This is a genomic window from Aeromicrobium sp. S22, from assembly GCF_009661045.1.
In the GTDB taxonomy this organism is placed as follows: Bacteria; Actinomycetota; Actinomycetes; order Propionibacteriales; family Nocardioidaceae; genus Aeromicrobium; species Aeromicrobium yanjiei.
In genome coordinates this window covers 287,682-310,370 of record NZ_WJWV01000003.1, presented here as the reverse complement: position 1 = coordinate 310,370, position 22,689 = coordinate 287,682, and the positions used below count along the sequence as shown (strand labels likewise).

The following is a 22,689-nucleotide window of genomic DNA, read 5'->3' as shown; positions in this document are numbered from 1 at the left end:
TCACATCAGGGACCGGTTCACATCAGGGCCCGGAGCAGTGCGGCCGTGTCGTCGCAGTGCCGCTCCATCGCGCGTCGCGCGGCCGCGGCGTCACCCGACACGATCGCCTCGGTCACCGCGACGTGCTGGCGGCGTGAGTGATCGATGTTGCGGTCGAGGACCGGGATCGCCTCGAGCATGTCGTGCAGGCACATCTGCACGTTGGTCACCGCGTCGATCAGCAGGGGCGAGTCCGACAGCGAGGCGATGGCCAGGTGGAACAACGAGTCGGCCTGCCGGTGCACGGCCTTGCTCGTGGCGCGGGTGACCTCGTCCAGGGACGTCAGGAGCATCTGCTGCTGGGCGGTGCTCAGCTGCTTCTCCGCGGCCGCGTGCGCCGCCCCCGGCTCGACGATGCGCCGGAAGTCGAGCGCGTCGAGCAGCTCTGATCGAGGCCGGGCGAACGTCGGGGCCGAGCCGGGCTCCGACGGCCGGAACGTCACGACCGTGCCGCCGCCCCGCCCGCGCCGGGTCGTCACCAGACCCGCCTCCCGCAGGGCCGCGATCGCCTCGCGGAGCGTGGCCCGCGACACCCCGATCCGCTCGGCGAGCTCGCGCTCGGGCGGCAGCGTGCTGCCGTCCTGGTAGAGACCGAGGCGGATCGACGTCGCGAGCCTCTCGACGCACGACTCGAACGCGTGGTGCGCACGCACCGGGCGCAGGACCGCGTCGGCGAGGTGCTCACCGCCAAGGAGTGCGCTCACCGCTGACCTCCGGCCCGCAATTGGTCTGATTCCGCACCATATAGGCCGTCCTGCGGGTTGTCCATGGTCATGACTCGGGGCCATTGGCCCCTGATCGGCCTCGCCGATCGCCCCTACTGTCGGGCCAGGGGCGCGCCGGACCGCTCCACGAGGGAGGCACGACCGTGGCATCTGGCAAGCACCTGCTGCACCACCCCAAGGGCAGCCCCTTGCTGCTCATCCTGATGATGCTGACCGTCCTGCCGTCCGTCGTGCTCGCAGACGCATGGGGAGCGGGCGCCGCGGGGATCATCGGCGGCCTGACCGGGCTGTTCTCCCTCGTCGTGTTCATCGGTGGCCCGCTGCGTGCCGACCTGCGGATCGCCGCTGTCATGGGACCTCTGCTCATCTTCGCGGCGGCAGTGCCTCGCCTGGTGGCTGAGGCGTCCAGGCCCGCCGCCATCGTCCTCGTCGTCCTCCTCGGCTTCGTCGCCGCGCTGCTCCCCCTGCTCGGACCCCGCTTCGCCAATGCAGGGATGGGCCTGGGGATGACGACCGTGTTCGGCTACGGCTACGCGCCGAACGGGGGAGCCGATCACCAGCAGGTCATCGCCGCCGCGGTGGCCGGCGTCGCAGTCGCCCTCGCACTTCGCGTGCTGATGGGCATCTCCGATCCGTCCAAACCGACCCGCGAGCAGATCGCGCAGGTCCTCGTCGCCGACGACTCCGCGGCGGCCACCTCGACTGCCTTCGGCACGTGGATCAGCGACGGGAGGCAGCGCTGGCTGGCAGACGTCCTCGACGCGGCGTCGCGCTACCGCCTCGCCCTCCGCGCGGCAGAGCTGTCAGGGACCGATCCCGACGCGATCGCCGCCATGCGCGACCGGGCGAAGGACCTGGCCGGGCGGTTGCAGGCGAAGCCCTCGACGTCGCACCCGTCCGATCCGGACAAGTCGGCCCAGGACCCGTCAGTCCAGCACGCCCCCGTCGCCACCTCGTCCCGCCTTGCCGACGCCTCGGACGCCCTCGACGACGTCGAGCGGGCGATCCGCGAGCACGACACGAGCGCGGTCCCGCTCGAGCACGACAGCCGCCACCAGTTCAAGGACGCTGTGCTGCACCCGTCCGCCCGGCTGCGATCGGTCCAGCTCCGGCACGGGTTCCGCACCGCGCTCGGCCTGCTCATCATGCTCATCATCACGTCGGGACTGAATCGCGGCGACCCGCTCGTCTCCACGGCGATGCTGGCCACCTTCAGCATCCTGCAGGCCAGCTGGCGCGACACCTTGACCAAGGCGACCAACAAGATCATCGGACTGGTCGGCGGCTCGCTGCTCGTCGCGGTGATCCTGCTGACCGTGCCGTCACGCTTCCTGACCCCGATCGCCGGCGTGGCCCTGTGCATGGGCCTGTGGTTCATCGTCACGCGACCCGCGCTGGGCCAGGGGTGCATGGTCGTCGTGAGCGTGGGATTCAACTCGGTGACCCGCGATCTCAACGCCACGAACCTGCTCCTGCAGTACGTGGGGCTGACGGCAGCCGCGGTGGTCGTCGGACTGGTCGTCGGCTTCGCGGTCGTGCCCGCATTCCGGCCACCGCCGTTGCGCCGACGCATCGAGTCGGCAACCGAGGCCACCACAGCTGCGCTCCGCGCCGCCGTGAGCGGCGAGACACCGGGGCTGTCCGACGCCGTGGCACTGCACCGCGAGGCCGCTCAGCAGCAGGAGGAGCTGGTGCCTGACCACGAAAAGCTGGACGACCAGCAGCTGACCGAGCTCGACCGACTGCGGACCGGTCTGCACGACCTGACCGTCCTGGTCGACGCGACCCGTCCGACCCCCGCAGAGCTGGACGAGGTCCTGCTCGCACTGAGCCCCACCGAGATGGTGGTGCCCGACGGGCCCGGCTCGGGCACCGGTCCTGAGCAGCCCCGCCAGGCGTCGTCGACCGCCCAGGAGCTGGCCCAGCAGACCGGCGAGGCCGAGCGATACCTGCTGCGGACCCTCCCTGCCGGCGTCTGAGTGCCGGGTCGCGCGCCCGAACCTAGTCCTGGAACGCGTCTGTCACGGACTCGTCGATCGTGTGCTTGGGACCGGTGAACCAGCGGCGGGCCGAAGCGAACCACCAGATGGTCAGCGCGAGGAGCGTCCCGCCGGTCAGGATCGGCGCGTAGTTGACGAACTTCCAGGAGAAGTCGTCGTCCCACGGCCGCGCCGCAGGGGTGAACGGCAGGATGAAGTAGATGCAGATGATCGCGATCTCCGCGACGGCGATCAGGTTCATCCACTTGTACTTCGACCCGTTGTTCCAGCTGCCGGGCTGGAACGCGTCACCCATCCGCCAGCGCAGGAAGATGGGGATCAGGAACGCGAGGTAGAGGCCGATCACGGCGACTGAGGTGACCGCGTAGAACGCGACCGGGACGGGTGCCCCGTTGATGTCCACCTCGATCAGGGCCGGCAGGGTGATGATCGCGCCGATCACCGCCACGAAGACCACCGCATTGGCCGGGACCTTCGTGGCCGACACCTTGGACCAGATCCTCGAGCCGGGGATGGCGCCGTCACGGCTGAACGCGAACGTCATCCGCGAGGCGCTCGTGAGGCACGCGATCATGCAAAAGAACTGTCCTGCGGTCGAGATCGCGAGCACCAGGACGTGCCAGCCCTGCGGCAACGCCTGACCGAAGATCAGGTCGACACCACCGCCACCCTCGGTCACCGCGTCCGGGTCCTGCACCGCGAACAGGAAGGCCAGCAGGAGCAGCCAGCCGCCGAGTGCGGAGTACGCGATCGAGCGCCAGATGCCCTTCGCGGCACCCTCGGCCGCGCCCTGCGTCTCCTCCGAGAGGTGGGCCGAGGCGTCGAAGCCGGTGATCGTGTACTGGGTCAGCAGGAAGCCGAGCGGCAGCACGAGGAACCAGTACGTGCCGCCGTTGACGGATCCGTCGGCGTAGCCGGAGTTGTTGATCTTCTCGGTGAACATGAAGCTCAGCGACTGGTGGGTGTCGGGGATGATGAGCAGGACCGCGATGATCAGCGCGACGCCCACCACGTGCCACCACACCGAGATGTTGTTGACGACCGCGAGCAGGTGCCCGCTGAAGATGTTGAGCAGGGCGGCGACCACGAGGATCGCGATGAAGATCAGGAACACGCGCTGCAGGCTGTAGCTGTCGCGCCAGCCCTCGCTCAGGGTCTGCAACGTCAGGTCCATGAAGGTCGCACAGCCGTACGCGACCGAGGCGGTGACCGCGAGCAGGCCGATGAGGTTGAGCCACCCGGTGAAGAACCCGGCCGCGGGTCCACCCATCTTGGACGCCCACCAGTAGATGCCGCCCGATGTCGGGTAGGCCGAGACCAGCTCGGACATCGTGAAGCCGATGATGAGGATGAACAGCGAGATGATCGGCCAGCCCCACGAGATCGCGACCGGCCCGCCGTTGTTCCAGGCCTGGCCGAACGTCGTGAAGCAGCCGGCCAGGATCGAGATGATCGAGAACGAGATCGCGAAGTTGGAGAAGCTGGACCAGGACCGGTTCAGCTCCTGCTTGTAGCCAAGGCTCGCGAGGTGCTTCTCGTCGTCACTGAGTTGATCGGCCATGGATGCACCCGGGCTCTCAAGAGAAGTTGGTGCATGCTAGCGCGCGTGTGCCCGTTGTCTCTAGCCCTTTCGGCCACTGATTTCACACGTTCACACCGTCGAAATGGCCCGAAACCGCAACGTTGCCTACAGTTGTTCGCGGGATCCTTCGTCGGTCCCCCGCGTGCGGCGCAGCTCGTCGCGCTCGGTGCGCAGCCGCTTGACCTCGGTGCGGCGGGCCTTCAGCCGCATGCTCAGCACCGTGATGATCACGGCCAGCGCCACGCCTGCGATCACGCCGATCAGGGTCGCCGCCCGGAAGCCGGGTGCGTCGACGTCCATGATGCGCTCGCCCGCGTGCGCGGCCCTGCTGTTGCCGGCCACGACCGAGAGGGTCAGCCAGTTGGGGGCGGCGAGCACGATCGCGACGACCGCGAGGATGCCACGCCACGTCCAGCTGTAGAACCGGTGCCGGAGCTGGAACAGCATCAGCAGCGGGACCAGCGAGAACACGAAGCCGTAGAACAGTCCCCACAGGGTGCCGCGCGAGACGCTGCCGTCGACCTGGTCCGCGACCCGCTGCGCCCACCACCGCGGGAAGAACGCCGCCGACAGGAGATACACGACGTACGCGATGCCGACCAAGACGATCGCCAGGACGATGCGCTTGACCCACACGGGTGGGCCGACCTTCGACTGGTCGGCGACCCGACCGTCGATGCGGTCGTCCTCGTGCGGCGGGTTGTACGCAGCGGAGTCCTCATGGCTCATCTCGCCATCATGGCAGCACTGGGGGGTTCTGCTCAGTTGCGTGCGCTCTTCATCGCCCGCCACTCGGCCGCCCGGACGATGCCGTCCCGCCCCATGCCCGCCCGGCCCTGCATCTTCTTGACCGCCGCGAGCGTCACGGCGTCGTAGAAGCCGTTGCGATCCGCCCGCGGCAGCCCGAGCGCGGTCTGCAGGACCACGACGGCCTTCGCGACCCGACCCCTGCGGATCACGCTGTCGCCGTAGTGCGCGACCCCGTAGGCGATCGCGGCGGAGCGCGTGCCGGGCGTGGCCGTCCGGCTCTTGACGCTGGAGGGGCTGAGCGAGGCCCAGGTCGGCTGGTCCAGCACGCCTGTGTACGGGATGTCGTGGGCGCGCTGGTAGCGCCGGACCGCAGCCCAGGTCGCATCGTCGAAGCGCCCGGTGCGGGGCACCTTCAACAGCGCCTGCGCCTTCTTGACCGTTCCGCCGGTGCGGCCGTACTGACGATCGCCCAGCGTGGTCCTGACCAGCAGCGGCGACACCGCGGGGCACGCGGCCGTCCGCGGCGAGCCGGACCGCGCGGCGTACGTTCCCTTGAACCTGACGCACGGACCGTAGTCGGTGGGGCTGACCTTGCCGGTCCAGAACGAGACGTTGCCGCGGGCGCCGTTCCAGCTGAGCGACACGTGCACGTGGTCCTGGTGGTCACGGCTGGGCCGCCAGCCGGCCCGCGTGTCGTAGACGCCCCAGATCTTCTCGTCGTAGATCACGTACATGATGCCGAGGCGTCGGGCGTTGCGGCCGTTGTCGCGGGTCACCCACGCCAGGAAGTCGGCCGCCGCCGCCTTCTGCTGCTTGTCGTTCGGATCCACCATCCAGTCCCATGCGCGGCCGTCGCTGTGCTCGGAGACTCCCTCGGTGCAGCTGCGCGAGATCGAGCCCGCCCTGCCCTGTCCGTATGTCGACATCACCAGGTCGCGCAGCTTGAGCACGCCGGGCATGTCGAGCGGGCTGCACGACGTCTGCGGCAGGTAGGGGGCGGCGGGGTCGAGCTCGTCGGGCAGCTCGACCGGCGCGGGCAGCCCGGTCGGGTTCTTCGGCAGCGTGATCGGCGGATCGCCCGCCATGGCAGGGGTGGCCAGGAGCCCTGAGCCGATCAGGAGCACCACCAGGACGACCAGGATCCTGCGCATGCCGACCACCTCCCGGGACAAGACCTCCCATGGTGCGCCCCAGCAGCCTCATCTGTCACCCCTCCACCCGGCGTCGGTCCCACCAGATAGATTCAGGGGGTGCGTATCGCGACCTGGAACGTCAACTCCATCCGGAGCCGCATCGACCGCGTGACGGGGTGGCTCGAGCGCAATGACATCGATGTCCTGGCCATCCAGGAGACGAAGTGCCGCGAGGACCAGTTCCCCGGCCTCGAGCTGTCCTCGATGGGCTACGAGGTCGCCCACTTCGGCCTGAGCCAGTGGAACGGTGTCGCGCTGATCTCCCGCGTCGGCCTGAAGGACGTCGCGACCCAGTTCGCCGACGACCAGCCGACGTTCGGCGATCCCGCGGTCGTCGAGGCCCGCTCGATCGGCGCGACGTGCGGCGGGGTGCGGGTCTGGAGCCTCTACGTGCCCAACGGCCGCGAGGTCGACCACCCGCACTATGTCTACAAGCTCGCCTGGCTCGAGCGCCTGCGCCAGGTCGCGGGCGACTGGCTGGCCGACAACCCCGACGCGCAGATCGCGCTGACCGGCGACTGGAATGTCGCGCCGCAGGACGACGACGTGTGGGACATGTCGGTCTTCGAGGGCCACACCCACGTCTCCCAGCCCGAGCGGGATGCGTTCCAGGGCATCCTCGACGCGGGCTACGAAGACGTCGTGCGTCCCCACACCCCGGGCCCGGGCGTCTACACGTACTGGGACTACCAGCAGCTCGCCTTCCCCAAGAAGCGCGGCCTGCGCATCGACTTCATCCTGGCCTCGCAGGCGCTCGCCGCGCGGGTCGACTCGGCGTGGATCGACCGCGAGGAGCGCAAGGGCAAGGGCGCGAGCGACCACGCCCCCGTCGTCATCGAGATCGGCTGAGCCGGGCGGGACGACGGCGGCGCGCCGCGACGGCGGCGCGACCCCGCCTGGGTCCCCGGTATTCTGACGAGGCACGACCGCCTTGTCCCGTGCCCTGCAGTCGACCCGGAAGCGAGCACCCCCACCGGTGAGCCCCCAGACACCCGGCCTCCCTCCGCACCTCGTCGACCTCGCGGACTCCGGCGTCGTCTCGGCCGCGCGGCTCGCCGCGACCCTGCTGCGCTACGAGTACGCCGACTCGATCGAGCTGCTGGCGCGCATGGCCTCGCGCGGCACCTACACCGCTGACCAGATCATCGGCATCGCGGCCGACCTCACCCACGGGCGTCCGGTCGTCGACCGGGCCCTGACCCCGCTGCACGCCCCGGGCACGTACGCCTTCGCGTACCTCGAGCTGGGGCTCGCCTTCGGCTCCCACGGCGACTTCACCGCGGCCGCCGACCTGTTCGCGCTCGCCCGCAAGATCGCCGACCGGGACGGCGTCCCGTACGAGTACGACCGCCAGGACGTCCAGGTGCACCTCGCGGTCGGACGGGTCGACTACGTCCGACAGCACACCTCGCACGCGAATCCCGACGTCGTCACCAACGACGCCCGGTCCTGGTACCACTGGGCCGCCAACACCGACATCATCAACCCCTTCCGCGGCGTCGAGCCGGCGTCCCTCGAGACCTGGCAGCAGGCGTTCAACGCCCCCTTCATCGACCGAGGGCTGGCCCCGATGACGTTCGAGGCGACCGGGACCCCGTTCGACACCGTGCGCACGAATGCCGCCGCCGGATCCGTCGACGGACCCCTCATCAGCATCGTGATGCCGGTCTACGCGCCCACCCGCAGCCTGCTCACCGCGGCCCGCTCGGTGCTCGACCAGACCTGGGGCAATGTCGAGGTCATCGTCGTCGACGACCACAGCCCGGAGGGGCACGAGGACATCTTCGAGGAGGTGCGGGCGCTCAGCGACCGCGTCTCGTACCACCGGATGCCGCAGAACGGCGGGGCGTACCGGGCCCGCAACCTCGGGCTGTCGCTGGCCCGCGGAGAGCTCGCGGGCATCCAGGACGGCGACGACTGGTCGCACCCGCAGCGCCTCGAGCGCCAGATGGCCGCGTTCGCCCGTGACAAGCGCCTCGTCGCGACGCTGTCGAAGTCGATCCGGCTGCACACCGACCTCTACATGACCCGGGTCGGCTCGTTGCCGTTCGCGCACAACGCACCCTCGCTGCTGTTCAAGCGTGAGGCGGTCCTCGGCCGGCTCGGCCCGTTCGACCAGATGCGCAAGGCCGCCGACACCGAGTACATCGAGCGAATCGCGGCCGTCTTCGGGCAGCAGGCGGTCACGACGCTCAAGGAGCCGCTCTCGCTCTACCAGCTCACCGACGGGTCGCTGTCGCGCGAGGACTTCCGTCCGAGCTGGCACCGGCCCGCGCGGGTGTCCTACCACTCGGCGTTCCGCCACTGGCACCACCGCATCCGCACCGAGGGGATCGAGCCGCGCTCGCCGGACGCCGAGGGGCGCCGGCCGTTCCCGGCCCCGCCCGAGCTCGAGGGCACGACGTACCCCGACACGAGCCCCGACGTCGTGATGCTGACCGATCCGCGCCCCGGGCCGCAGTCCGGCTCGGGCGTGGCCGGCGAGATCGCCGCCCTGCACGCCGACGGGCTGCGCGTCGGGCTCGCACGGACCGACGCCTTGCGGTTCGCGTCCCAGAAGCGGCACTACCCGCGGGCCGACCTGCTCGACCTCATGGCGCACGACGTGACCTCGTGGATGACCCTCGGCGCCCCGGTGTCCCCCACCGTGCTGCTGATCAGGGACGTCGAGCTCCTCGCGCTGCCACGATCGACCGATGCCGTCGCGATGACCCCGCAGCGGGTCGTCGTCATCGCGGACCGGATGCCCACCGAGGGCACTGCGCCGCGCGTCTCGTGGGAACCGCCCCACATCGAGGCGGCGGTGCGCCGCATGTTCAACCGGCCGGCCGAGTGGATCCCGGCGACCGAGGAGATCGGTCGCGCGATCTGGGCCAGCGGGGTCACCGGCACGGTCCACCCTCCGCGGCTGATGGAGATCGCCACGGTCGCCCGCTTCCCGCGCCGGCGGATCGGCGAGCGTCTGGTCCTGGGCATCGCGGACCCCTCGGCGTACCCCGTCGAGCAGGCGTCCCCGGCCGAGCTGGCCCGCCTGCTCCCGCCGGTCGCGCACCACGACGTGCGCGTGCTCCAGGACCCCACCCGTCCTGCACCGGCAGTGCCCGGCGTCCTGGCCTTCTCGACCGACATCATCGCCGCGAGCGAGTTCTACGACCAGTGCGACGTCGTGGTCGTGCCCGCGCCCGCCGTGGCCGGCTCTGCACTGCTGCGACCCGCGGTCGAGGCCATGGCACGCGGCTGCGTCGTGATCGCCGACCCGGCCCTGCGCGGCGTCCTCGGCGAGGCCGCGCTCTATCTCGACGACGGTCCGCTCGAGCAGCTCCTCGACAAGCTCACCACCGACCCCGCGCTGCTCGCCGAGCAGCAGGGGCGCTCACTGGCGTTCTGCCAGACTGAGCTGTCCGCCGCGGCGTACGTCGCGGCGATCCGCACGTTGACCACCACAGGGGGATCCCGATGAGCAGCACCTGGCAGGGCACCGCGAAGTCGTACGCGCGACGCCTCGTCGCCGAACGCACCAAGGCACTGGCCCTCGCGACCGCGATCCTGCTGGTCGTCGGGGTCGTCGGGCTGCTGGCCGACGAGTACGACCTCGTGCTGTTCGCGATCCTGCTGCTGCAGGGCGCCATCGCCGGCTATCTCGTCACCGCGCCGGCGCAGCAGCCCGGCGTGACGACCGAGGTGCGTACCGCGGTCGACCAGTCGTCCGCCCGCACCCTGGCCGATCTCTCCCGGGCCCGGCAGTCGATCCTGGACGCGATCGCCGAGCTCGACGCCCGCACGAAGTGACCGCCGAGCCCGTCCGCATCATCGCGGCGAGCCTGCACGGGCTCGACGTCGTCGACGGCGGCCGCACGCTGCGCCTGACCGGCACCTGCCGGCGTCCCGGCACGGACGGCGCCGAGCCGCCCGCCGACCAGACGCTCACGCTGCACTGGAGCGATCCAGACGGGGCTGAGGTCGTGCAGGCCGTCGCGGAGCCGCGGCTGCGCTACGAGGACGGGGCCCACCGCTGGACCGGGTTCGTCGCTGACGTGCCGATCGAGCAGATCCCGGTCGGCACGACCGGCCTCGAGATCGAGCTGACGACGCCGGGCGGCGAGCCGTCGCGGGTCGTCGTCCACGCCGCCCCCGGCGCGCTCGCGACGTCCCGCCCGATCGTCTCCTCGGGTCGCCGGCTCCAGCTGTACCCCTCGCCGTCCGAGCGCGCCGAGGTGGTCGCACAGGCGTACCCCGCCCCGCTCGCCGGCGTGCGGTGGACCGCGGCCCGGGCGGTCCGCGCGCTCAAGGACATCGTGCGGCGCCGTCCGTACGCCTTCGTCCAGCCGCTGCGTGCGCTGACCCGGCCGTTCTTCGTGGGCCGCGAGATCTGGCTCGTCGGTGAACGCGCCGACACCGCTCGCGACAACGGCTTCCACCTGTTCACGTACCTGCGCCGCGAGCGCCCTGACATCCGGGCGTACTACGTGCTCGACCCGTCGAGCGACCGCTTCGAGGAGCTGTCGGCGCTCGGCCGGGTCGTGAAGCACTCGTCGTGGCGGCACCGCGTCCTGATGGTGCACGCGACGGTGCTCGCGAATGCGTACTCGGTCAAGCACATGCTCCCCAGCCGGTGGAAGAAGCAGCACTACATGCGCCAGCTCAACTGGCGGATCGGCGCGTACCGGGTCTATCTCAAGCACGGCGTCAACGACAAGACCAAGGACGTGCGGCGGCGCACGGGCGGCTACGACCTGTTCCTGACCGCGAGCCACGCCGAGACCGAGGCGGTGCGCGCGACGTCCGGCTACGACCAGCAGATCGCGGAGACCGGGCTGCCCCGGTTCGACGCGCTCGTGCCCACGCCGCGCAGCCGGACGATCCTGTTCATGCCGACGTGGCGCCGCTATCTCGCGCCCGACCTGTTCAGTGACGGGTCGAGCGGGGAGATCCCGTTCGAGGGCTCGACCTACCAGCGCTTCGTCGACGGCTTCCTGACCAGCGAGCGGCTGCACGCCCTGCTGGAGCAGCACGACCACCGGCTCGAGTTCATGCCCCACTACAACCTGCGCGCGCAGTACGCGGACCCGACGGTCGGCGGTGACCGGGTCACGATCCTCGACGGGGGTGCCTCCGACATCCAGGAGGTCATGCGGCGCTGCGACCTGTTCCTGACCGACTACTCGTCGGTGCACTTCGACCTGGCCTATCTCGGCACCCCGATGGTCTACACGCACTTCGACCGCGAGGAGTTCTCCGCGGGGCACGCCGAGCCGTCCTGGTTCGACCACGAGCGGGACGGCTTCGGGCCCGTGACGTACGACCTGGACGCCACGATCGACGCGGTCGAGCGCTATCTCGTGGCGGACTGCGTCCGCGAGCCCGAGTACGACCGGCGCGCCCAGGACGCCTTCACGTTCCACGACCGCGACAACTCCCGCCGCGCCGTCGAGGCCATCGAGCACCTCGTCCGTACCCGCGCCATCACCTGACCCCGCGGGCGCGGCCCCGCGTTGCCGGTTTCCCACGGTCCCGTGGGAATTGGTCACTCCCCTCGCGTCTCAACACGAGGTAAGTGACCAAACACCACGGTCCCGTGGGAAACCGTCAATCCGGGAGCTTGCGGCCGAAGGCTCCGTCGGAGGCGGTGTGGAGGGCGTCGGCGAGCTGCTTCTTGGTGCTGTCGACGAAGGTCTTGGTCAGGTGGGTGCCCTGGCGGTAGACCAGGACGTTGCCGATCACGGCCGAGCAGCGGCCGCCGTCGGGGCAGATCGTGTCGGACATGTCCAGGATCTTGACGCCCGGGACCTGCTTGGCCGCGCGCAGGGCCGCCGGCGCACCGGAGCCGGACTCACCCCGCTCGCGGTCGAAGGCGCAGGCCGTGAGGTCCTCGGGGTTCTGCGCGACGCACTCGTACACCGGCTGGTTGGTCGGCGCGGGGTTGTCGAGCAGCGCGACGACGGGGATGCCCGCGTCGGTGAGGGTCTTCCAGTAGCGGGCCATGCCGTCGGCCATCGCGTCGACCGTGGCGTCCTTGTCGTCGGTCTTGCCCTCGGGCAGCGCGTCCTGCATGCGGTGGGACGCGATGACCAGGTCGGGCTTGAGCTCGAGGATGTCCTGCAGGGCGGTGCGGCCCCACTGGCGGCAGTCGACCTTGTTGCTGCGATCGATGCTGGCGTCGGTGAAGGGGCAGGCCGACTTCGTGATCTGGATGAGCTTCCAGCCCTCGTCCTTCGCGATCTCCTCGAGCGCGGTCTGCCACTGCGCCATCTTGGAGTCGCCGATGATGACGACCGTGCGGTCCGAGGACGTGTCGCCCCACTCGCACAGCTTGGGCTTCGGGTCGCCCCCACGGACCTGACACCCCGAGTCGTCGTCGTAGAACGGCGGCCGGTCGTCGACCGCTCCCGTCGCCAGGGGTCGCATGGTGTCGACCGACTTGATGTCGCTCCACACGACATCCTTGTTGGCGGGGTCGAGCAGGGCGGCGGCACCCGGGCTGCCGGACGTGCTCGCCTCCCGGACGTTCGAACCGAGGCTGACCGACGCGTTGAGGGCGAGGCCGACGCCCACGCCGACCGCAGTGAGCGCGAGCCCCATGCCGATCGCCCGGCCGTTGGGCTTGAAGAACGAGCCGAAGCGGACCGGGTTCTCGATGAACCGGTTGCTGAGGTACGCCGGCACGATCGACAAGACCATCAGCAGCACGAGGTAGCGCAGCCGCATGTCCGGACGCTCGGCCTGCGCCGCGACCAGGATCGGCCAGTGCCACAGGTAGATCGAGTACGACAGGCCGCCGATCCAGACCATCGGCTTGATGCTCAGCAGCCGCTGCGGCGACCCCGGCGTCGGCGACAGGCCGCTCGCGATCATGAGCGCGGCGCCGACCGTCGGCACGAGGGCGTTGGCGCCCGGCCACGTCGTCGACTCGTCGAAGACGAAGACCGCGTACGCGATCAGGGCGATGCCGACCCAGCCGCCGATCGCGCGCAGCACGGACGGGAGCCGGTCGACCTGGTTCGCGGCGAGCGCCAGCAGCGCACCGATCCCGAGCTCCCAGATGCGCGTCGTCGTGACGAAGTACGCGGTCGCGGGGCTGTCGGCCGTCTGCTGCACCGAGTACGCGAACGAGGCGACCGTCGCGAGGCCGAGGACCACGAACGCCCCGCGCTTCCAGCGCTTGGCCGCGACCAGGCCGATCACGAGCATGAGGATCGGCCAGACGACGTAGAACTGCTCCTCGACCGCCAGCGACCAGTAGTGCTGGACCGGGGACTGACCGATGTCCTCGGCCAGGTAGTCGACGCCACGGTCCGCGAGGCGCCAGTTCACGACGTACGCGGCCGCGGAGATGATGTCGCCGCCGAAGTCCTTGCGCTGCGTGATCGGCAGGAAGAAGTACGTCACGAGGGCCGAGAACACGAGCACGGTCGCGCTCGCGGGCAGGAGCCGCTTCATGCGGCGGGCCCAGAACGTGCTGAGGCTGACGCGGCCCGTGCGGGACACCTCCCGCGCGAGCAGGCCCGTGATGAGGAATCCGGACAGCACGAAGAACACGTCGACGCCCACGAAGCCGCCGGCCATGAACGGCACGCCGGCGTGGGCGATGAGGACCGAGCCGACCGCGATCGTGCGCATGCCCTCGATGTCGAGGCGGATGGTGCGGCCGTGGTCGGGCTTCGTCAGGGTCGCGCTGCTGCCGCCTGAGAAGTGCTGTGCGGTGGTCATGCGCGCGGATCCCATCTGGGCGGGGTCGATCGGTCAGGACGGGCCGTGGGCCTCGGACAGGTTATCGGATCTGCGAAAGCCGACCGGGGACCGCGCGCGGCGCCGGTGACCACCGTCACCCCGAGCGGGGGCGCCCGTCGCCGGCCCCCAGGGCACCGTCCGTCGCCCGGGCCAGCGCCGCCGCCAGCTGCGGACGCATCGAGTCGACGTACGACCGGGTGAGGTGGGTCCCCTGCCGGTACGCCAGCACGTTGCCGATGACCGGTGCGCACCGGCCGGCATCGGGGCAGATCACGTCGGTCAGGTCCACGATGCCCACCCCCCCGACGCGGTCGGCCGCGGCCCGCTGCGCAGCCGCCGCCGACACCGCGATGCCGCGCTCCTTGTCGAAGGCGCACTGGTCGAGTGCGAACGGGTGCTGCGCGACGCACTCGTGCACCTCCCGGTCCGGGCTGGGGTTGTCCAGGATCGTGACGAGCGGGATGTCCCGCGCGGTGATCGCGCTCCAGTACGTCGACAGTCCGTCGACCATCGCTGCCTGCGTGAGTCTCTTGGTGCCCGGCTCGTACGCCGTGCCGTGCCGCTGCGAGGTGATCACCAGGTCGGGCTCGAGGTCGAGGATCGTGCGGAGCGCCGCCCTGCCCCAGGCGAGACAGTCACGGTCGATGTCCGTGCCGCGCGTGTGGTCGGCGAACGCGCAGCCGGACTTGGTGAGCTGCACGAGTCGCCAGCCCTCGTCCGCCGCGATGTCGTCGAGCGCGGTCAGCCACACCTGCATCTTGGAGTCGCCCGTGATCACCACCGTCCGGTCCCCGTCCGGGTCCCCGAACACGCACGTGCGCGCCGTCGCATCGCCGAACCGGGTCTGGCACGAGCGCTGCTCGTCCGGCGGGGGCATGTCCCGCTCGGCGTCCCCCGGCAGCGGGCGGATGGGATCGGCCGTCTGCAGATCGCTCCACTGCGTGACCTGTCCCTGCACGGTCTCCAGGATCGCTGCGCCCGGGCTGTCCGGGAGCGTCGCCTCGGTGAGGTCGGTCGAGCCGCTGCTCGTCGCGAGCACGAGGCCCGCCGCGACGCCCGCCGCGGTGAGCGCCGCGCCTAACCCGAGCGCCCGGCCCGTGGACCGGAACGCCGCCCCGAAGCGGACCGGGTTCTCGATCAGGCGGTGGCACAGCCACGCCGGCGCGATCGACGCCAGCACGAGGGCGACGACCCAGCCCTGCGCGAGATCGGGGTCGTGGGCCTGCGCGGCCACGAGCACCGGCCAGTGCCACAGATAGATCGAGTAGGACAGACCGCCGATCCACACCATCGGCGCGAGGCTCAGCATCCGTTGGGGCGATCCCGGCGTGGGGGCGAGGCCCGACGCGATCATGAGGGCGGCCCCGACCGTCGGCACCAGGGCGTTGGCGCCGGGCCAGGTCGTCCCGGCGTCGAAGACGAGCACCGCGTACGCGATGAGGGCCAGGCCCACCCAGCCCCCCACGGCTCGCACGGCCGCGGGAAGCGCCGCGACCCGTGTGGTCGCCAGGGCCAGCAGTGCGCCGACACCGAGCTCCCAGACGCGCGTGGTCGAGACGAAGAATGCGGTCCCCGGGTGGCTGTGGGACTGGACCACGGACCACGCGAAGGAAGCGGCCGTCACGAGCCCCAGCACGCCGAACGCCACGCCCCTCCAACGGCGGGCGGCCAGCACCGCGACCGCGAGCATCAGCAGCGGCCACAGGACGTAGAACTGCTCCTCGACCGACAGCGACCAGTAGTGCTGCACGGGCGACGCCCCGACGTCCTCGGCGAGGTAGTCCACCGAACGCTCCGCGAGCCGCCAGTTCACGACGTACAGCGCGGCCGCGACGATGTCACCGCCGAACTCGTCGCGCTGCGTGATCGGCAGGTAGACGTACGCCACGACGGCCGAGAACACGAGCACCACAGCGCCTGCGGGCAGGAGCCGCTTGACCCTGCGGGCCCAGAAGGTGCCGATGCGGATCCGTCCGCTGCGCGAGATCTCCCGGGCGAGCAGACCGGTGATCAAGAAGCCCGACAGCACGAAGAACACGTCGACCCCGACGAAGCCGCCGGCCGCCCACGGCAGTCCCGCGTGGAACAGCAGCACCGCGACGACGGCGATCGCCCGCATGCCCTCGATGTCCAGCCGCAGGGTGCGCCCGTGGTCAGGTCGTCGGGTGGGCCGCTCGGCGCGATGCCGCCCGGTCACAGCTGCCATCGTCTGGGGCTCCGTCTTTCGCGCCTGGTTGTCGACCTGTCCCGGGCGCCCGGGCCCCGGTCAGACTAGCGGAGGTGGGGTAACCTTCCGCACGCAGCAGTTCCACCACTGAAGGAGCACGCCTTGTCCGTCGACATGGCCATCATCGGACTCGGCTACGTCGGTCTCCCCCTCGCGCAGCAGGCCGCACGATCGGGCCTCACGGTCACCGGCTTCGACGTCAACGCCGCGATGGTCCAGACGCTCAACCACGGGCGCAGCCACATCGACGACCTGTCGGACGCCGACATCGCCGAGATGCTCTCGCTGGGGTTCACCGCCTCGACCGAGGAGTCCGTCCTCGCGGACGCCGACGCGATCGTCATCTGCGTCCCGACGCCCCTGTCGATCGACGGCGAGCCCGATCTCGGCGCGGTCGTCTCGGCGACCACGACGATCGCGCGCCAGCTGCGCCCCGGGCACCTCGTGGTCCTGGAGTCCACGACGTACCCCGGCACGACGGACGAGGTCGTCCGCCCGATCCTCGAGGAGGGCGGGCTCGTCGCAGGCGTGGACTTCCACCTCGCGTTCAGCCCCGAGCGGGTCGATCCGGGCAACCCCACGTACGGGATCGCCAACACCCCCAAGGTCGTCGGCGGCCACACCCCGGAGTCCACCAAGGTCGCCACCGCGTTCTACAGCCGGTTCATCGACACCGTCGTGCCGTCCAAGGGCACGCGCGAGGCCGAGATGACCAAGCTGCTGGAGAACACGTACCGGCACATCAACATCGCCTTGGTCAACGAGATGGCGCAGTTCTGCCACGAGATGGACATCGACCTGTGGGAGGTCATCCGCAACGCGGCGACCAAGCCCTTCGGCTTCCAGGCCTTCTACCCGGGGCCCGGCGTCGGCGGCCACTGCATCCCGATCGACCCCAACTACCTGTCGTTCAAGGTCCGCTCGACGCTCGGACGGCCGTTCCAGTTCGTCGAGCTCGCCCAGTCGATCAACCTGCAGATGCCCGCGTACGTCGTGGACCGCGTCGCGGACCTGCTCAACGACGCCGGCCGGGCGCTCAACGGCTCGACGATCCTGCTGCTCGGCGTGACCTACAAGCCCAACATCGCCGATCAGCGCGAGTCGCCCGCGACCCCGCTCGCCGGCCTGCTGCGCGACAAGGCCGCGAACCTGCTCTTCCACGATCCCCACGTCGAGTCCTGGACCCCCGGCGGGGTCGCGGTCACCCGCGCGGACGATCTCGACGAGGCGCTGCGCACGGCCGACGTGACGGTGCTGCTGCAGAACCACCGCGACTACGACCTCGCGCACATCGCCGCGACGGCCCGGGTCCTGTTCGACACCAAGGGTGCGACCGACGCGCCGGGCGTCGAGCGCCTGTAACCCTCCTCAGGGGCGAAGGCTCGCGACGTACGCCGCGAAGTCGGCCGGGTCGAGCACCGCGCGGGCGAACTGCAGCCCGCGCTCACGCTGGGCCTGCCAGCGCGCCGGATCGGCGACCATGGGCTCCACGAGCCCGATGACGTCCTCGGGCGCACCGTAGAGCGCAGCGTCCCCGAACGCACGACGGTGCCGCTCGTCGACGACCAGCACCGCCCCGACGGCGAGGGCCTCGAGCATCGGCTGCAGCGCCACGGCGCCCCAGGCCTCGGGCGTGTGGCCGACGAAGACGTCGATGTCGCGCAGGAACTCCGCGACGGACACGCCCTTGACCGCGGTCCAGTTGTCCGGCACGGGATTCTTGACGAACAGCCGCGGCACGACGCCGTCCTCGTCGAGGACGCGGACGTCGTAGGGGCCGCCGGGCGGCAGGGCCGCGGCGATCCGCATGCCCTTGAGCCGGTCCCTCGCCTCGCGCTCGATGTACGCCATGCCCAAGGTGGGTGGCGAGTGCATCCCGGGCTCGAGCCGGTCGGCCGCGCTGGCGACGCCGAACGGTCGCGGCGACAGGATCGTCCCGTTGGCGCCGGCCGCCCGCAACGCCTGCGCGACCTCAGCGTCCGCCGGCCACCACTCGACGTCGACCCCGAGCAGCTCACGCCCGCGGCGCTCGACCGTCCGCGCGTCGTACAGCTCGCCGCCGTTGTCCAGCCGGGGTCCGCAGCCGGCCAGCACCACGAGGCGGCGGGTCGTCACCCGGACGCCGGCCGCGTCACGTGGGAACATCAACAGCTCGGGCGAGTCCACGACGGTCACCGCGGCGTCCACCGGCTCGGTCCACAGCAGCCAGCCGACGTCGCCGGCAGCGCGCATCTCGAGCACCTCGGGCAGCGGCTGACGGGGATTGCGGAACGCATGGCGCAGGGCGATCGACTCGCCGAGCTGCACGTCGAGCCCGGCCTCGATCAGGGACCGCACCCGCGGGACGGCCCCGTCGTAGCGGTGCACGCCGACCCGCCAGTCGCTGATGTACGCGACGTCGCAGGTCACCGGCTCGACCTGTCGGCCGAGGAATGCCCGAGGTGCCGCGAACGGACGCGGCGAGGCCGGATCGGGATCGCGGAACGGGGAGGCGCCGGCCGCGATCTGCTGGTGCCAGTGGCGGTAGCCGGTCGTGTACGCGAGCCGGGTGGCCGCACGCCAGCCGAATGCGTAGTCGTCGCGGGACAGCGAGTCGGTCGTCAGCTGCGTGACGGCGGCGACGTCGGGCAGGGCCACGACGGCGTCCTCGCCGAAGACGATCTCGAGGCGGCGCCAGAACTCGGTGTCCGCGCCCTTGCGCACGGGGTCGAAGCCGCCAAGACGCTCGAGCACCTCGGTGCGGCGGAACATGAGCGACGAGACGTTGACGCGGGTCGGGGCGTAACCGACCAGGTTGAGCGTCAGGTCGGAGGGCATGCGGACCGCGGTGGTCAGGGACGCCACGACCTCGGGGCGCTGCTGCAGGACCGCGACCTGCCGGGCCAGTCGCTCGGGGTGGGACCAGTCGTCGGAGTCCTGGAACGTGACCAGCTCCCCGCGGGCGTGCCGGAGCGCGGCGTTGCGGATCTGGTAGGTGCCGCCGTTCTCGGGCATGCGCAGCACCCGGATCCGTGGGTCCAGCTCGGCCAGCGCGTCGATCCGGGCGGTGTGCTCGGCCGGGGAGCAGTCGTCGACGACGAGCAGCTCGAGGCGGGACCACGTCTGGTCCAGGATCGAGCGGACCGCGGTGTCGAGGCTGTGGTCGGGTGCGTAGACCGACATGATCACCGTGACCAGCGGGCCCGCCGAGGAGTCCACGGCCGGCAGGGCCGAGCGGTCGGCGACCTCGAGCCGGTCGAACAGCGGGCCGGGTCCCGCCCCGATGCGGACCGGGGCCAGCGACTCCGGGGCGAACACCTCGTTGAACGATGCGCACCACGCCTCGGCATCGAACGCCTCGCCGGTGGCACGCGGCGAGAGGCGGTCGGTGCGGACGACCCAGTGCGTCTGCTCGTCGGCGATGTCGGGGTCCTCGGCGAGGATCGTGGCCACGTAGTCGTGCTGGCCCGCCGCGAGGTTGGTCTGCACCAGCAGCCCCGGGAAGTGGAACGGCTGGTCGGCGATCGGCCCCAGCGCATGGGCGAAGCGGTGCATCCGCGCGGCCGAGCCGAAGTCGGGATCGCGGTACTGCCGACCCACCAGGACCCGGGCCACCGCACCGATGCCGCGGGCGCTGAACGCGGCCCGCAGCTCGTCGTCGGCGTGCAGCTGCCCGGTCGCGATGAAGTCGTCGCAGGCCTTCGCGACGCCTGCGTGGTCCAGCCGCCCGTCGGTGGCCATCAGCGAGACGAGGTCCAGCGCGTCGGCGAAGCCGAACCGCAGAGCGATCGCCGCGACCGCGTAGGGGCCGACCCCGATGTAGCGAGCCTGCCTCCGCAGGACCTCCAGCCGGTCGGGCAGGGCTTCGGTGGTCTTCGCTCGTCCGATCACTCGTGCAGCCTAGTCACTCGCGCCGTCCAGTCAGCCGCGCAGACCGGCCACGAACGCGGCGAACCGGGCGGGGTCCAGCTCGGAGCGGACGAAGGCGTCGCCCCTCGCCCGCTGCGCCGCGTACGCCGTCGCGTCGGCGGCCAGCGCGTCCACGACGCCGCGGACGCCGGCCGGGTCGGCGTAGACCGCGGCGTCACCGAGCGCCGGGCGGTGCCGGGGGTCGACGACCAGGACCGCGCCCGCCGCGAGTGCCTGCAGCATGGGCCACGTCGGAGCCGTGCCCCACGCGTCAGGTGCGTAGCCGACGTAGAAGTCGACCTCGGACAGGAAGTCCGCGAGGGGGACGCCATGGACGAGGGTCCAGGTCTCGGGGACGGGATTCTTGCGGAACAGGCCGGGCACGACGTCGTCATCGTCGAGGATCCGCACGTCGTAGCCCGCGTCGGGGGGCAGGCACTGCACGATCTGCGTGCCCTTCAGGCGGTTCTTGCTCATCCGCTCGAGCTGCGCGGTCGCGACGACCGGCCGCGGGCGGGCCCCACTGCCCCGCCGCGCCCCCGGGTCGACCACGCCGATGCTGCGCGGCGGCAGGATCGTCGCCGTCGCACCATGGCTGCGCAGATCGGCCGCGACGCCGTCGTGTGCCGGCAGCCACTCGACGTCCACGCCGAACAGCTCGCGGCCCGCCCGCTCGACCGTGGCCGGGTCGTACAGCGTCCAGTCCCGCTGGGGCACCCGCGTCGGCGTGCCGGCCGCCACGACGAGCCGCCCCGTGGTCAGCCGCACCCCCTCGGTGCTGCGCGGGAACATCAGCAGCTCCGGGGAGTCGACGAAGGTGACCGCGGCGTGGACGGGCTCGGTCCAGACCAGCCAGCCGACCTCACCGGACGCGCGCATGTCCAGGACGTCGGGCAACGTGTTGCGCCGGATGCGGAAGGCATGGCGCAGGCTCATCGCCTGGCCGAGGTGGACGTCGAGCCCGGCCTCGGTCAGCGCGCGCACGCGACGTGGTGCCGCGTCGTAGCGGTGGATGCGGGTGCGCCAGTCGCTGACGTACGCCACGTCGCACGTCACGGGCGCCGGAGTGCGGGTCAGGAACGAGGCCGGCGCGGGGAACCGGCGCGGCCCCTGCGGGTCGAGGAACGGCGAGACCCGGCCCGCGGCGATGCGGTGGTGCCAGTGGCCCGCGTCGACCCCGTACGCGTCACGGGTCGCCGCCCGCCAGCCGAAGGAGAAGTCGTCGCGGGACAGCGAGTCGGCAGTCAGCTGGGCGACCGCGCACATGTCGGGCAGCGGGACGACGGCCTCTTCGCCGAAGACCGTCTCGAGCCGGTTGCGGAACTCCGAGTCCGCGTCCTTGCGCACGGGGTCGAAGCCGCCGAGCCGCTCACGCACCGGCGCGATGCGGAACATCATGGACGAGGCGTTCACACGGGTCGCGTCGTAGCCGACCCGGTTGAGCACGAGATCGGGCGTGAGGCGCACCCACGAGCTCAGCGTGGCCACGACCTCGGGACGGTCGACCAGCACCGCCACCTGGCGGGCCAGCCGCTCGGGATGGGACCAGTCATCGGAGTCCTGGAACGTCATGAGCTCGCCGCGGGCCTCGGCAAGGGCCCGGTTGCGGATCGGGTACGTCCCGCCGTTCTCGGCCATGCGCAGGACCCGGACGCGGGGGTCCCAGTCGGCCACCGCGTCGATGCGGGCGGTGAACTCCGCCGGGGAGCAGTCGTCGACGACCAGCAGCTCGAACGCGGTCCAGGTCTGCGCCAGGATCGAGCGCACCGCGGTCTCGAGGCTCTCGTCGGGGGCGTAGACGGACATCACGACCGTGACCAGCGGCCCGTCGCCCGGGTCGACGGACGGCGGGACGGCAGCCGTCTCGAGACGATCGAACACGGGACGGTCCGAGTCGCCGAGGCGCACGGGCGTCACCCCGTGCGGAGCGAAGATCTCGGTGAACGACTCGCTCCACCGGCGGGCGTCGAACGCCGAGCCGGTCACGGCGGGGCCGAGCCGGTCGGTGCGGATCACCCAGGCCAGGTGGTCGTCCGCGAGCGTGGGGTCGTCGGCCAGCAGGGCGTCGAGGTAGGCGTGCTGACCCGCTGCGAGCTGGGTCTGCAGCAGCAGCCGCGGGAAGCCCGTGGGCTGGTCGTCGACGGGTCCGAGGGCGTGGGCCAGCCGGTGCATCCGTGCGGAGGACGCGTAGTCGGGGTCGCGGTACGCGCGTCCGACCAGCGCCTGCGCGAGCGCGCCGACGGGGCGTGCGGCGTACCGCTCGCGCAGCTCGTCGGGGGCACGCAGGGCGCCCGACGCCGCGAACCGCTCCGCGGTCGCGGTCAGCGACGCGTAGTCCTCGCGCCCGTCGGTCGCCATCAGCGACAGCAGGTCGAGCGCCCCCGGGAAGCCGAACCGGATCGCGGTCGACGCGACCGAGTACGGGTCGACGTCGATGTAGCGCATCTGCTCGCGCAGGACGTCGAGGTGGTCGCTCACGGCTCTCCCGATCGGTTGGGTCGTCGTCGATCGAAGACTATCGACCGCGCCGATGCCGCGAGGCAGGCGACCGGTGCAC

Annotated in this window: 14 protein-coding genes; 6 read left to right on the top strand and 8 right to left on the bottom strand. The window is 71.3% G+C overall.

The window, feature by feature from the left end; translation table 11 throughout:
* Nucleotides 1-17 precede the first annotated feature (17 nt).
* A complete protein-coding gene (locus GEV27_RS14445; RefSeq protein WP_309222275.1) occupies nucleotides 18-743 on the bottom strand; it encodes a GntR family transcriptional regulator in 726 nt (241 codons plus the stop codon).
* 164 nt (nucleotides 744-907) lie between these two features.
* Between GEV27_RS14445 and GEV27_RS14440 the strand changes: the two genes are divergently transcribed.
* Nucleotides 908-2,743, top strand: coding sequence for an FUSC family protein (locus tag GEV27_RS14440; RefSeq protein ID WP_153934905.1), 1,836 nt, complete (start codon nucleotides 908-910; stop codon nucleotides 2,741-2,743).
* A gap of 22 nt (nucleotides 2,744-2,765) precedes the next feature.
* Here GEV27_RS14440 and GEV27_RS14435 read toward each other — a convergent pair whose 3' ends face one another.
* The 3 genes from GEV27_RS14435 to GEV27_RS14425 all read right to left on the bottom strand — a co-directional run bounded on the left by GEV27_RS14435 (nucleotide 2,766) and on the right by GEV27_RS14425 (nucleotide 6,247).
* Nucleotides 2,766-4,325: an amino acid permease gene (locus GEV27_RS14435; RefSeq protein WP_153909504.1), complete on the bottom strand. Its 1,560-nt coding sequence runs from the start codon at nucleotides 4,323-4,325 to the stop codon at nucleotides 2,766-2,768.
* A gap of 126 nt (nucleotides 4,326-4,451) precedes the next feature.
* Nucleotides 4,452-5,075: a hypothetical protein gene (locus GEV27_RS14430; RefSeq protein ID WP_153934904.1), complete on the bottom strand. Its 624-nt coding sequence runs from the start codon at nucleotides 5,073-5,075 to the stop codon at nucleotides 4,452-4,454.
* Nucleotides 5,076-5,107: 32 nt separating this feature from the next.
* On the bottom strand, nucleotides 5,108-6,247 hold the full coding sequence (locus GEV27_RS14425; protein WP_153934903.1) for a peptidoglycan-binding domain-containing protein: 1,140 nt from the start codon (nucleotides 6,245-6,247) through the stop codon (nucleotides 5,108-5,110).
* A gap of 99 nt (nucleotides 6,248-6,346) precedes the next feature.
* Between GEV27_RS14425 and GEV27_RS14420 the strand changes: the two genes are divergently transcribed.
* The 4 genes from GEV27_RS14420 to GEV27_RS14405 all read left to right on the top strand — a co-directional run bounded on the left by GEV27_RS14420 (nucleotide 6,347) and on the right by GEV27_RS14405 (nucleotide 11,760).
* The gene (locus GEV27_RS14420; RefSeq protein WP_309222274.1) at nucleotides 6,347-7,138 is read left to right on the top strand and encodes an exodeoxyribonuclease III; all 792 of its coding nucleotides are present in this window, start codon (nucleotides 6,347-6,349) and stop codon (nucleotides 7,136-7,138) included.
* Between the two features lie 127 nt (nucleotides 7,139-7,265).
* On the top strand, nucleotides 7,266-9,749 hold the full coding sequence (locus GEV27_RS14415; protein WP_153934902.1) for a glycosyltransferase family A protein: 2,484 nt from the start codon (nucleotides 7,266-7,268) through the stop codon (nucleotides 9,747-9,749).
* Nucleotides 9,746-10,078, top strand: a complete 333-nt coding sequence (locus GEV27_RS14410) for a hypothetical protein (RefSeq protein ID WP_153651574.1) — start codon at nucleotides 9,746-9,748, stop codon at nucleotides 10,076-10,078. The genes GEV27_RS14415 and GEV27_RS14410 overlap by 4 nt, the downstream gene beginning before the upstream one ends.
* Nucleotides 10,075-11,760, top strand: coding sequence for a CDP-glycerol glycerophosphotransferase family protein (locus GEV27_RS14405; protein ID WP_153934901.1), 1,686 nt, complete (start codon nucleotides 10,075-10,077; stop codon nucleotides 11,758-11,760). The genes GEV27_RS14410 and GEV27_RS14405 overlap by 4 nt, the downstream gene beginning before the upstream one ends.
* A gap of 115 nt (nucleotides 11,761-11,875) precedes the next feature.
* Here the strand turns inward: GEV27_RS14405 and GEV27_RS14400 are convergent, their stop codons facing one another.
* Nucleotides 11,876-13,996 carry an acyltransferase family protein gene (locus GEV27_RS14400; RefSeq protein ID WP_194944221.1) on the bottom strand — a complete coding sequence of 707 codons (2,121 nt, stop codon included), beginning with the start codon at nucleotides 13,994-13,996 and terminating at the stop codon, nucleotides 11,876-11,878.
* Nucleotides 13,997-14,111: 115 nt separating this feature from the next.
* Entirely contained in the window at nucleotides 14,112-16,214 is a 2,103-nt protein-coding gene (locus tag GEV27_RS14395) for an acyltransferase family protein (protein ID WP_194944220.1), read from the bottom strand.
* Between the two features lie 132 nt (nucleotides 16,215-16,346).
* On the opposite strand from GEV27_RS14395, the gene GEV27_RS14390 reads away from it, so the two are divergent.
* Nucleotides 16,347-17,606, top strand: coding sequence for a nucleotide sugar dehydrogenase (locus tag GEV27_RS14390; RefSeq protein WP_228765273.1), 1,260 nt, complete (start codon nucleotides 16,347-16,349; stop codon nucleotides 17,604-17,606).
* A 6-nt stretch (nucleotides 17,607-17,612) separates the two neighbouring features.
* Here GEV27_RS14390 and GEV27_RS14385 read toward each other — a convergent pair whose 3' ends face one another.
* Together GEV27_RS14385 and GEV27_RS14380 are read right to left on the bottom strand one after the other, a co-directional pair.
* Nucleotides 17,613-20,114 carry a glycosyltransferase family A protein gene (locus tag GEV27_RS14385; protein WP_153934899.1) on the bottom strand — a complete coding sequence of 834 codons (2,502 nt, stop codon included), beginning with the start codon at nucleotides 20,112-20,114 and terminating at the stop codon, nucleotides 17,613-17,615.
* Between the two features lie 30 nt (nucleotides 20,115-20,144).
* A complete protein-coding gene (locus tag GEV27_RS14380) occupies nucleotides 20,145-22,610 on the bottom strand; it encodes a glycosyltransferase family A protein (protein ID WP_153934898.1) in 2,466 nt (821 codons plus the stop codon).
* Between the last annotated feature and the right edge of the window lie 79 nt (nucleotides 22,611-22,689).